We start from the raw sequence: 11,013 nt of genomic DNA on the forward strand, positions 1-11,013 counted from the left end.
TGCTGCCACAGGTTTTGATTGAAGGGGGAAAAATGATTTCGAAGACGTTCAGGACGATGTCGGCCAGATTTGCGCTGTTGGTAACGGAGGACGACGGTATGTCTACCGCGGAGTATGCGATCGGCACGATTGCGGCTGCCGCATTCGGTGCCGTCCTGTACACGGTTGTCACCGGCGACTCCATTGTCTCGGCGCTGACAGGTATCATCGACAAGGCGCTCAAGACAGCTGTGTGATGTTGTCCACGAGAGGTATTCGGCAAGCCGACGACGGCGCCGTGACGGTGGAGGCCGCGATTGCTCTGGCTTCGATCGTCACGGTGGTCGTGCTGTGTATCGGTGGCGTCCTCGCGGTGTCGATGCAGGTGCGGTGTGTCGACGCAGCTCGTGAGGCCGCGCGGTTGGTGGCACGTGGTGATCGTGAGTCTGCGGTCGCCACGGCCCGCCGGATCGCACCCCAAGATGCGTCGATCTCGGTGGAGATCGTTGACGGCTTTGCCGTTGCCGTTGTCAGCGCCGAGAGTACGTTGCTGCCGTTGGTCGACATTTCTTCCGAGGCTGTGGCAGCTGTGGAGTCAGGGGTGGAAGAGGGGTGAACCTACGTGACGACGAAGGTGTTGCGACGGTTCTGGCGTGCTGCGTTCTGGCAGCGATCGTGATGGTGACTGGTGGGATGCTGCATGTCGGGTCCGCGGTGGTGGCCCGGCACACTGCTCAGTCGGCCGCTGATCTTTCGGCTCTCGGCGGTGCGGGCGCCTTGGACGGAGGTGAGGCGTCTGCGTGTGCGAAGTCCGCGGCGATCGCGGAGCGTATGCGTACGGTGCTCGCGGAATGTGAGGTGCAGGGGTGGGATGTAGTTGTCGAGATACGTGCACCGGTGTTGTTGTCGGGCTTCGGGATCGGCGATGCGCAGGCCTACGCTCGTGCGGGTCCGATCGGCTGATCGTGTCTCAGCTGATCGTGTCTCAGCTGATCGTATCGATGACGGCGGTCAGAACCTTGACCGCGCCGTCTTTGTCGAGTGGGTCGTTTCCGTTGCCGCACTTGGGTGAATAGACGCAGGACGGGCATCCGTGAGCGCACTCGCAGGAGAGTATGGCGTCGCGCGTCGCGGTGAGCCACCGTGACAGTTCGCTGTGCCCCCGGTCGGCGAACCCGGCGCCGCCGGCGTGACCGTCGTAGACGAAGACGGTCGGGAGTCCGGTGTCCGCGTGCATCGCCGTCGATACGCCGCCGATGTCTCCGCGGTCGCAGATCGCCACCAGTGGCAGCAGGCCGATCGCGGCATGTTCGGCGGCATGCAGTGATCCGGGGAACCGTTCGGGCGGCACCCCGATGGATTCGAGTAGTTCCGGCGTGACCGTGTACATCACTGCCCTGGTGGGCAAAGTGTGTGCGGGCATGTCGAGTTCGATCGAGTCGAGGACTTCACCCGAAGTCAACCGTCGTAGGTACCCGACGACTTGATGTGTCACCTCGACCTGGACGAGAGCGACGGCGATGTCGCCGTAGTTCTTGTGCTCGAGTTGTTCGGTGATCGTGATTTCGGTGGTCTCGCGGGCCGAGGTGGTCCAGTCCGGATTCTCGGTGTGTACCAATGCGAGTCCGACGTCGAGGTCCAGTTCATCGACGACATAGGTCTCGCCTTGATGAATGTGCACGGCACCGGGATGAACTGTGGCCGGAGCGCGGCCCGCATCGACAGTACCCAGCATCCGGCCGGATTCACCGTCGACAATGGCCACCTGAGTTCCGATACCGCCGCGAATGTCCAAAGAGCCGTGGGGGTTCGAATCGGCGGTGACGAACCATCCGTGCTTTCGGCGCCGGATCTTGCCTTCCTCCGACAGCCTGGTCAGAACCTCGAGAGCCCCGAAAGCGTCCACCTCGACATCGGAAAGTGGGAGTTCCATTGCAGCGCAGAGAAGTTGTGGTCCCAGGACGTACGGATTTCCGGGATCTGTCACCGTCGCCTCGACGGGTTTGTCGAGTACCGCCGACGGATGGTGAACGAGGTAGGTGTCGAGTGGATCGTCGCGGGCGATCAACACGACGAGTGAACCCTCGCCGCGTCGCCCGGAGCGACCGGCCTGCTGCCAGAACGAGGCAACGGTCCCCGGGAAGCCTGCCACGACAACGGCGTCGAGGCCTGCGATGTCGACGCCGAGCTCCAGCGCGTTGGTGGTGGCTGCGCCCAGCAGCGTGCCGTCGGCGAGCGCAGCTTCCAGTTCGCGACGGTCCTCGGCCAGATATCCGGCGCGATACGACGCGACTCGCTCGGCGAGGTCCGGGTCCACCTCGGCGAGTAGACGTTTGGTGGCCATCGCGGTCAGTTCGGCACCGCGGCGGGAGCGGACGAAGGTGAGAGTGCGGGCGCCCTCGATCATGAGGTCAGCCATGATCCGCGCTGCTTCCGCGCCCGCGGGACGTCGTACCGGGCTACCGTTTTCGCCGGTCAATGCCTCGAGTAGCGGAGGCTCCCACAGTGCGACGGTGCGTGGGCCGTGCGGCGATCCGTCTTCCGTGACCTCGGTGCAGTGTGCGCCGATGAGCCGCGAGGCCGCTGCGCCGGGATCTGCCGTGGTCGCGCTGGCCAGGATGAAGGTAGGTTCGGCGCCGTAGCGCGCTGCAATCCTGCGAAGTCGCCGGATCACGAGCGCGACGTTGGATCCGAAGACTCCCCTGTAGGAGTGGCATTCGTCGATGATCACGTATTTCAGGTTGCGGAAGAAGTGCGCCCATCGCTGATGGGTGCGGAGCAGCGAAATGTGGATCATGTCGGGGTTGGTGAAGAGCCAGCGTGAGTTCTCGCGTGCCCAGGTGCGGAGTTCCTGCGAGGTGTCGCCGTCGTACGCACTGGCGTTCGTGCTGCGAAGTTCGACGTCGAAGTCGGTGAGGGACAGCACTGCTCGCAGTTGATCCGAGCCCAGCGCTTTGGTGGGGGAGAGGTACAGGGCAGTTGCGAGCGGATCGGTCGCCATGGCCGTCAGCACCGGGAGTTGGTATGCCAGTGACTTACCCGACGCCGTACCGGTGGCCACGACCACGTGTTTTCCCTCGTGAGCAAGGTCGGCGGCCTCACTCTGGTGGATCCACGGGGACCGCACGCTGTGCTCGGCGAGCGCGCGTACGACGCTGGGGTGCACCCACTCCGGCCATTCGGTGAACTCGGCTACGCGAGCAGGCAACTGCGCGGTGAACATCAGTGGTTTTTCGCTTCCACTGACCCCGGCGACGACGCGATCGAGCAGCATCTGCCCGTAGGTGTCGCCAGGCTTCCCTCCCGGGGCGGGGATCGGGGAAGGTGCGTTCACGTGACTCTCCGGGCTCGGCGTTGGGGTGTGGCGGCAATCGGAAACTGTCGCTACCTGCAGTTTTGATGATACGCAACGGCCGGCGGTCTTGGTGGAACCGGGTGGTCGGCGCGAAAGCGGGAAGCCACGATCGTGGGCCGTTTTTCTCGTAGCGAACTTTTAACGTTTTTAGTTCCCTTTTCGACTGTTGTGCACGCGGAGAACATGGTTGACTGACAATCGGTCGCAGCTTCTGTGTTCGTAGGCTTGAGAAAGTGCACGCTCGCAGGATCGTTGTTGCGGGCGCGGTGCTCTGCCTTTCCTGAGGGGGAAATAAAGACGTACAGCGGTCGGAACCGGCCCGGTGGACTGTAAGGGCTGTTCACCGAATCCGGTGTTAGAAAGAGAAGGAAAAGCATGGCACAGGGCACTGTGAAGTGGTTCAACGCTGAAAAGGGCTTCGGCTTCATCGCTCCCGAAGACGGTTCCGCAGACGTCTTCGTTCACTACTCCGAAATTCAGGGCAACGGCTTCCGTACCCTGGAGGAGAACCAGCGTGTGGAGTTCGAGGTCGGCCAGGGCACCAAGGGTCCCCAGGCTACCGGCGTTCGCGCGGTCTGATTTTTCCGCTCACTCGCTGAGCGATTAGTTCGGACAGTATTTGTCCCCCATCGCATCCGTGCGGTGGGGGACAAATCTTTTCGGGCTGAGCCAGTCTTTCTCTGTCCGAGGTAATGCACGCAGCTGTTCGACCACGGCCGGTCGTCTATGCCGTCAGTACCTTCGTGGCTTACGTTTCACTCTGTGAGCCAACTGTCCTTTTTCTCTGCCGAGTCGATTCCACCTGCCGTGACGGACCTCGCCGGAATGCTGGCCGGACCGGGTCAGGTCGTGACCTCGGAGGACCGTGCCCGGATCTCGATCGTCGTGGATCGGGACTGGAGAGCGCAGGCCGTTGCCGAGTTGATCGCGCAGTGCGGACTCGGGGCCGAGGTGACGCGTAGTGAAGAAGGCAGCCCATTGGTCCGCACTCAGTCGACGCCCGCACTCCTTCCGCTGTCCGTGCAGTGGACCAAGGGAGCTGTGAAGGCGGTGCCGGTCGGTTGGGTACCGAACTCCCGCCAACTCCGGGTGTGGGCCGTCGCCGCCGGCAGGCTCGAAGAAGGCGGCGAGCGATTCGTGTTCGGCCTCGACCCCCATGCCAAGGAGACGCACGCACCGCTGGCTCAGGCCTTGATGCGGGTTGGTATCGCGCCGACTCAACTGGGTAACCGGACACCGGGCCCGGGGCTCCGTGTGTCGGGAAAGAAGAGACTGACAAAGCTCGTCGAATACCTCGGTGAGGCGCCGAAACACGTCGACACTTCGGTCGCCTGGCCGCACGTCTGACAGTGCTCTTGCCTCGCGTCCGACGGTGCTCATGCCGCGTGTCCGACGGTGCTCATGCCGCGTGTCCGACGGAGCCCATACTGTACTGATCTGCACGAATGTCTTGCGGGTATGTCACTCTGTAAAGAGAGACACGGGGTATAACTTGCTCCACACGTCTAGTTCTGAAGATCTGCCGACGGCAGTGAACGTCCAAAGGAAGGCTCGGGCAGCAGGTGGCTAAAGCGGACAACGGCAGCGGTCAGGGAGCGTCCGGTAACCCTCGTCGCCTCGTGATCGTCGAGTCACCGACCAAGGCGCGCAAAATCGCTCCCTACCTCGGTAAGGACTACGTCGTAGAGGCATCGGTCGGTCACATTCGCGACCTGCCGCGAGGCGCAGCAGACGTTCCGGCCAAGTACAAGGGCGAGTCATGGGCCCGTCTCGGCGTCAACGTCGATCACGACTTCGAGCCGCTCTATGTCGTGAGCCCGGAAAAGAAGGGCAAGGTCGCCGAACTCAAGTCTCTGTTGAAGGACGCCGACGAGCTCTTCCTCGCAACTGACCCCGACCGCGAGGGCGAGGCAATCGCCTGGCATCTCCTCGAGACTCTCAAGCCCAAGATTCCGGTTCGTCGAATGGTCTTCCACGAGATCACCGAGCCGGCAATCCGTGCTGCCGCCGAAGACACCCGCGAACTCGACACCGACCTCGTCGATGCTCAGGAAACCCGCCGCATCCTCGACCGTCTCTACGGTTACGAGGTCAGCCCGGTTCTCTGGAAGAAGGTCATGCCGAAGCTCTCGGCCGGCCGCGTCCAGTCGGTGGCCACTCGCGTCATCGTCCAGCGTGAACGCGAGCGCATGGCGTTCAAGTCGGCGTCGTACTGGGACATTTCCGCGACACTCGACGCCGGTGCAGAGGCCAGCCCGCGTAGTTTCGGTGCTCGCCTGGTCTCCGTCGACGGTTCGCGTGTCGCCTCCGGCCGTGATTTCGGAGCTGACGGAAAGCTCAAGGGCAGCGCGGTCACCGTGCTCGACGAGGCGTACGCGCGTCGTCTGGCGGAAGCGTTGCAGGGCGTCGACCTCACGGTTTCCTCCGCCGAGGACAAGCCGTACACGCGCAAGCCTTACCCGCCGTTCATGACGTCGACGCTCCAGCAGGAAGCCGGACGCAAACTTCGTTTCACGTCCGAGCGCGCCATGCGTATCGCGCAGCGTCTGTACGAAAACGGCTACATCACCTACATGCGTACCGACTCGACGACGCTCTCGGAGTCGGCGATCGCAGCCGCTCGTGCGCAGGCCACCGAGTTGTACGGTCCGGAGTACGTCCACCCGACGCCGCGTCAGTACACCCGCAAGGTCAAGAACGCGCAGGAAGCGCACGAGGCGATCCGCCCCGCCGGCGACGTGTTCCAGACCCCGGGTCAGCTGCACTCCAAGCTCGATTCCGACGAGTTCAAGCTGTACGAACTGATCTGGCAGCGGACCGTCGCTTCGCAGATGGCCGACGCCCGCGGTACGACGCTGACGCTCCGCATCTCCGGCACGGCAGGCACCGGCGAGGACTGCACGTTCTCCGCTTCGGGTCGCACCATCGTGTTCGCCGGCTTCCTCAAGGCTTACGTCGAAAGTGTCGACGAAGAAGCCGGCGGTCAGTCCGACGACGCCGAATCCAGGCTTCCGGTACTGGTCAAGGGCCAGGAAGTCACGGCCACCAAGCTCGATCCGGACGGGCACAGCACCAACCCGCCCGCTCGCTACACAGAAGCCAGCCTGATCAAGACGCTCGAAGAACTCGGCATCGGTCGTCCTTCGACCTACTCGTCGATCATCAAGACCATCCTCGATCGCGGATACGTCTACAAACGTGGCAGCGCGCTGGTTCCGTCCTGGGTGGCGTTTGCCGTCATCGGACTGCTCGAGGTGCACTTCGGCCGGCTGGTCGACTTCGACTTCACGGCAGGAATGGAAGACGATCTCGACGCGATCGCCGGCGGCCGTGAGCAGCGTGGCAACTGGCTGAGCAGCTTCTACTTCGGCGGCGAGACAGGCGCAGAGGGTTCGGTCGCCCGCGAGGGCGGGCTGAAGAAAATGGTCGGTGTCAACCTCGAGGAGATCGACGCTCGCGAGGTCAACTCCATCCGTCTCTTCGACGACGCCGAGGGGCGCGAGGTTCACGTGCGCGTCGGCCGGTTCGGCCCGTATCTCGAGCGCATGGTTCAGAACCCGGACGATCCCGAAGGCGATCTGATCTCGCAGCGGGCAAATCTTCCCGACGACCTGCCGCCGGACGAGCTCACTCCCGAGTACGCCGAGAAACTGTTCTCGACGCCTCAAGAGGGCCGCAAGCTGGGCGTCGACCCGCTGACCGGCCACGAGATCGTCGCGAAGGAAGGCCGCTTCGGTCCCTACGTGACCGAGATCCTGCCCGAACCGCCGGCCGAGCCGGAACCGGACATCGTTCCCGTCTCCGCTCCCGAGCCGGAAGAAATCAGTTCGGGCAGTACCAAGACTGCGGTGAAGAAGGCCGCAGCCAAGAAGGCACCCGCGAAGAAGGCTGCCAAGAAGGTCGCGGGCCCCAAGCCGCGGACGGGATCGCTGCTCAAGTCCATGGATTTGGCGACGATCACCTTGGAAGATGCGCTTCGTCTGCTGTCGCTTCCGCGCGTCGTGGGTGTCGACCCCGAATCCAAGGAAGAGATCACCGCGCAGAACGGCCGTTACGGTCCGTACCTGAAGAAGGGCACGGACTCACGCTCGCTCGCCAACGAAGAGCAGATGTTCACCGTCACGCTCGACGAGGCCCTCAAGATCTACGCCGAGCCGAAGCGTCGTGGGCGTCAGGCGTCGGCAACGCCTCCGTTGCGTGAGTTGGGCGTCGATCCGGTCAGCGAGAAGCCGATGGTGATCAAGGACGGCCGTTTCGGTCCGTACGTCACCGACGGCGAGACCAACGCCAGCCTTCGCAAGGACGACGACGTCGAATCCATTTCTGATGCTCGTGCATCGGAGTTGCTGGCTGATCGTCGTGCGCGCGGTCCGGTCAAGAAGAAGGCTGCTGCCAAGAAGGCCCCGGCAAAGAAGGCCGCTGCCAAGAAAACAGCCGCCAAGAAGGCCCCGGCCAAGAAGGCCGCCGCCAAGAAGGCTCCGGCGAAGAAGGACTCGTAAGGCTTCGTCGGTGCCGACGGTTAGGGTTTTTGCATGAGTACTGAAGTGGCCGAACGAGGTGTGTTCGGTCGGCTGGTGGGTCAGCACGACGTCGAGCAGAGCCTGCGTGATGCTGCGCTGTCGGCTCGTGGCGATTCCAGCGGCTCGGAGATGACCCACGCGTGGCTCTTCACCGGGCCACCCGGCTCTGGTCGTTCGGTTGCTGCTCTCTGCTTCGCCGCAGCCCTGCAATGCACCTCCGACGGTGCACCAGGGTGCGGTGAGTGTCATGCGTGTACGACGACGATGGGTGGAACCCACGGTGACGTACGACGGATCATCCCCGACGGCCTGAGCATCAGCGTCAAAGGCATGCGCGAGATAGTCAACATCGCTTCGCGTCGGCCGACGACGGGGCGGTGGCAGGTCATCGTGGTCGAGGATGCCGATCGTTTGACCGAAGGCGCAGCCAACGCCCTGCTGAAGGTCGTCGAGGAGCCACCGGACCGCACGGTCATCCTGCTCTGCGCGCCGACGACCGATCCGGAAGACATGTCTGTCACCCTCCGTTCGCGGTGTAGGCACATGCCGTTGGTGACGCCGTCCGTCGAATCGATCGCTCAGGTACTGATCGACCGCGACGGGCTGGATCCGGAGCGAGCGAGAATCGCCGCATCGATCAGCGGCGGACATGTCGGTCGGGCGCGGCGCCTCGCCACCGACGAGAGCGCGCGGGACGAGCGTCAGCGTTCGCTTCGGCTGGCCGCAGACGCGATCGGTGCTTCGACGGCGTACAAGGCCGCAGAGAACTTGGTGAAGTCGATCGAGGCTGACACCAAGGCGTTCTACGCCGAACTCAAGGAACAGGAACTCGAGGAGCTCAAGGTCTCCTTGGGTGGCGGTGGAACCGGCAAGGGAACAGCCGGGACTCTGCGCGGATCGGCTGGTCTGATCAAGGACCTCGAAGCACGCCAGAAATCGCGCGACACCCGGGCCCGCCGCGATCTTCTCGACCGGACGCTGATCGACCTGGCCGGCATGTACCGGGACGCGCTTTCCTATTCGCTGGGGTCGACGTCGACGGCGACCCATCCCGACATGGCTCGGCAGGCCGCCGAGTTGGCTGCACGAACGTCCCCGGAGGGGTTGCTCAAGTGCATCGAAGCGGTGCTCGAATGCCGCGAGGCCGTCGACTTCAACGTCAAGTTGCAGTGGGCGCTCGATGCGATGGTTGCCTCCATCGGAGCCGCTTTCCGACCCCCGTTTTCGCGATCCGGGGGTTGACCAGATAGACTCGCCACCGCCGAAAGGCACGCTGCCTTAGCTCAGTCGGTAGAGCATTTCACTCGTAATGAAAAGGTCGAGAGTTCGATTCTCTCAGGCAGCTCAGCCAAGAGCCCCACACCCGGAAATCCGGATGTGGGGCTCTTGTCGTTAGTTCCCAATTCTTGCGTATGTGCGGTTTATCCTGAGTTCGGCGAACACGTGCCTGAACAGGAGAGACCTCGATGTCGGATCAGAACTGGGGACCAGGCCAACCATCGCAGAATCAGCCGCCGTACGGGCAGATGCCGCCGATGCCGCCGCAGGGTTATCAGCCGCCGACGCCCGCCTATCCGTACGCAAGCTGGATCTCTCGGGTGTTTGCGTCAATCCTCGACGGCTTTGTCGTTCCGCTCCCCGGCGTCATCCTCGCGGGCATCGGAGCAGTGATCGCGTTCTCCGGATCCGAAGTGACCACATACGACGACGGCAGCGTGAGCGCTGAAGGCGGTAATCCGGTCGGGGTGATCGTCATGGTCGTCGGCATACTGGCGATCTTCTTGATCGAGGTGTGGAATCTCGTCTTCAGGCAAGGGAACACCGGACAGACGCTCGGCAAGAAGTGGCTGGGAATTTCGGTGATTCGGGAGTCCGACGGTGTGCCTCTCGGCCCGGTGATGGCGCTGCTTCGTTGGATCATGATGGCGATCCTGGGTGGCGCCTGCTTCCTCAACTATCTCTGGCCGCTCTGGGACTCGAAGCACCAGTGCTGGCACGACATGGTGGTCCGGTCGGTAGTCGTTCGCGCGCGCTAGTCGCTGCCGAGGTCTCTTACAGTGGGTGTCATGGAGTTGGAAGCGGTCGCAAGTCGACGACGCGCACTGGCCGCACCCGTCGGTGTTGCTGCAGTGGCGGTGACGGCCGCCGCGGTACTCCACTTCCGTGATCCCCACAGTGCGGGTAGTTACGGCGTTTGTCCGATGTACGCGTTGACGGGATTGTGGTGCCCGGCGTGTGGTGGCCTTCGTGCGGTCAATGACCTGACTAATCTGGATGTTGGCGCCGCAATGTCCAGCAATGTCTTGATCGTGCCGTTTGTCGCGGTGTTGGTGATCGCGTGGATCGGTTGGACAGTGCGCCGTTGGAAAGGCACGCGGGATCGCATGATCGTGCTTCGGCCGACTGTGACGATCGTGGTGCTCGGAGTTCTCGTTGCATTTACGGTTGTTCGAAACACCCCGTGGGGGAGCTGGCTCGCGCCGGCGTGACGGTAAGAGGTCGACATGGCACTGCAGGTTTTTTCGCTCATCGTTCTGCTCGGCGCGCTGATCATCCTGATTCCGACGGCACGACGTGTCTTCGGCAAGAAGGACGACGAGTAGGCCTCGACAACTGGGCCGGAGCGGCACATGCTGGCGGTATGGCTGATTCGTTGAAAGCGCGCGTCAAGGAAAAGCTACTGAGGCAACTCGCCGAGGACGGTCGGCACCCGATTCAGGAAGCTGAGGGTGACGATCCCCGGCTGGTGTCGATCAACGACGATCTCGAAGCGTTGGAACAGGCTGAGGAAGGCGATCCGATCGTCGAAGAATTGGCCGAGAGGTACTGGGTTCCGTGAAGTTTACCGACCGCAGTGCTCTGACCTGGCGATTTGGTGTTGTGTTGATCTTCGCGTAACTTTGTCCAGGTCAGAGCGACACGGACACCGACTCCCACCTGCGAGGGTGAGTGACACGAGGTTGTACGAAGTGCCTGGCGAACACAATCCAGTTTTTCTTCACGGGGTTCCGGTTTGCGCCGGTGACCTGGTTGGGATAGGCTGGAAAAGTTGCCCCGGAGCGGCGGCCATAGGGTCGTGGTGATGGTGTGTGCGTGTTCTTTGAGAACTCAACAGTGTGTCGATGAATGTCAGTGCCAAAATTTTTTTGGTACTTCACA

Annotated in this window: 11 protein-coding genes and 1 tRNA gene; 11 read left to right on the top strand and 1 reads right to left on the bottom strand. The window is 62.9% G+C overall.

The genetic code is table 11. The features are described 5' to 3' along the window. Positions 1-32 precede the first annotated feature (32 nt). The 3 genes from B0E55_RS24125 to B0E55_RS24135 are packed head-to-tail and all read left to right on the top strand — an operon-like array spanning position 33 to position 942. The gene (locus tag B0E55_RS24125; protein WP_020905984.1) at positions 33-236 is read left to right on the top strand and encodes a DUF4244 domain-containing protein; all 204 of its coding nucleotides are present in this window, start codon (positions 33-35) and stop codon (positions 234-236) included. Next, positions 236-595 carry a TadE family type IV pilus minor pilin gene (locus B0E55_RS24130; protein WP_020968274.1) on the top strand — a complete coding sequence of 120 codons (360 nt, stop codon included), beginning with the start codon at positions 236-238 and terminating at the stop codon, positions 593-595. The genes B0E55_RS24125 and B0E55_RS24130 overlap by 1 nt, the downstream gene beginning before the upstream one ends. Then, complete coding sequence (locus tag B0E55_RS24135; RefSeq protein ID WP_019746648.1) at positions 592-942, top strand: Rv3654c family TadE-like protein; 351 nt, start codon at positions 592-594, stop codon at positions 940-942. Before B0E55_RS24130 ends, B0E55_RS24135 begins: the two co-directional genes overlap by 4 nt. A 22-nt stretch (positions 943-964) precedes the next feature. On the opposite strand, the gene B0E55_RS24140 is transcribed toward B0E55_RS24135, so the two are convergent. Beyond that, positions 965-3,253 (bottom strand): DEAD/DEAH box helicase, encoded by a 2,289-nt coding sequence (locus B0E55_RS24140; protein ID WP_029537450.1) that lies wholly within the window; start codon positions 3,251-3,253, stop codon positions 965-967. Between the two features lie 456 nt (positions 3,254-3,709). On the opposite strand from B0E55_RS24140, the gene cspE reads away from it, so the two are divergent. The 8 genes from cspE (at position 3,710) to B0E55_RS24180 (ending at position 10,693) form a co-directional block, all read left to right on the top strand. Further along, positions 3,710-3,913, top strand: a complete 204-nt coding sequence (gene cspE / locus B0E55_RS24145) for a transcription antiterminator/RNA stability regulator CspE (RefSeq protein ID WP_003946117.1) — start codon at positions 3,710-3,712, stop codon at positions 3,911-3,913. Positions 3,914-4,096: 183 nt separating this feature from the next. Beyond that, positions 4,097-4,681, top strand: a complete 585-nt coding sequence (locus B0E55_RS24150) for a hypothetical protein (protein ID WP_003946106.1) — start codon at positions 4,097-4,099, stop codon at positions 4,679-4,681. Between the two features lie 215 nt (positions 4,682-4,896). After that, positions 4,897-7,833 carry a type I DNA topoisomerase gene (gene topA, locus B0E55_RS24155; protein WP_019746651.1) on the top strand — a complete coding sequence of 979 codons (2,937 nt, stop codon included), beginning with the start codon at positions 4,897-4,899 and terminating at the stop codon, positions 7,831-7,833. A gap of 33 nt (positions 7,834-7,866) precedes the next feature. Further along, entirely contained in the window at positions 7,867-9,096 is a 1,230-nt protein-coding gene (locus B0E55_RS24160) for a DNA polymerase III subunit delta' (RefSeq protein WP_019746652.1), read from the top strand. Positions 9,097-9,126: 30 nt separating this feature from the next. Beyond that, positions 9,127-9,199, top strand: a tRNA-Thr gene (locus B0E55_RS24165). A gap of 121 nt (positions 9,200-9,320) precedes the next feature. Then, positions 9,321-9,890, top strand: a complete 570-nt coding sequence (locus tag B0E55_RS24170; RefSeq protein WP_021342696.1) for an RDD family protein — start codon at positions 9,321-9,323, stop codon at positions 9,888-9,890. A 30-nt stretch (positions 9,891-9,920) separates the two neighbouring features. Beyond that, a complete protein-coding gene (locus tag B0E55_RS24175; RefSeq protein WP_080910599.1) occupies positions 9,921-10,343 on the top strand; it encodes a DUF2752 domain-containing protein in 423 nt (140 codons plus the stop codon). Positions 10,344-10,495: 152 nt separating this feature from the next. Further along, positions 10,496-10,693, top strand: coding sequence for a hypothetical protein (locus B0E55_RS24180; protein ID WP_003946112.1), 198 nt, complete (start codon positions 10,496-10,498; stop codon positions 10,691-10,693). Positions 10,694-11,013: the final 320 nt, after the last annotated feature.

Source organism: Rhodococcus sp. 66b, from assembly GCF_002076325.1.
Lineage (GTDB): Bacteria > Actinomycetota > Actinomycetes > Mycobacteriales > Mycobacteriaceae > Rhodococcus_F > Rhodococcus_F erythropolis.

Coding starts and splice junctions, on each gene's coding strand:
- B0E55_RS24125 (WP_020905984.1), top strand. CDS start 33: ATGATTTCGAAGACGTTCAGGACGATGTCGGCCAGATTTGCGCTGTTG.
- B0E55_RS24130 (WP_020968274.1), top strand. CDS start 236: ATGTTGTCCACGAGAGGTATTCGGCAAGCCGACGACGGCGCCGTGACG.
- B0E55_RS24140 (WP_029537450.1), bottom strand. CDS start 3,253: ATGCTGCTCGATCGCGTCGTCGCCGGGGTCAGTGGAAGCGAAAAACCA.
- cspE (WP_003946117.1), top strand. CDS start 3,710: ATGGCACAGGGCACTGTGAAGTGGTTCAACGCTGAAAAGGGCTTCGGC.
- B0E55_RS24160 (WP_019746652.1), top strand. CDS start 7,867: ATGAGTACTGAAGTGGCCGAACGAGGTGTGTTCGGTCGGCTGGTGGGT.
- B0E55_RS24170 (WP_021342696.1), top strand. CDS start 9,321: ATGTCGGATCAGAACTGGGGACCAGGCCAACCATCGCAGAATCAGCCG.
- B0E55_RS24175 (WP_080910599.1), top strand. CDS start 9,921: ATGGAGTTGGAAGCGGTCGCAAGTCGACGACGCGCACTGGCCGCACCC.
- B0E55_RS24180 (WP_003946112.1), top strand. CDS start 10,496: ATGGCTGATTCGTTGAAAGCGCGCGTCAAGGAAAAGCTACTGAGGCAA.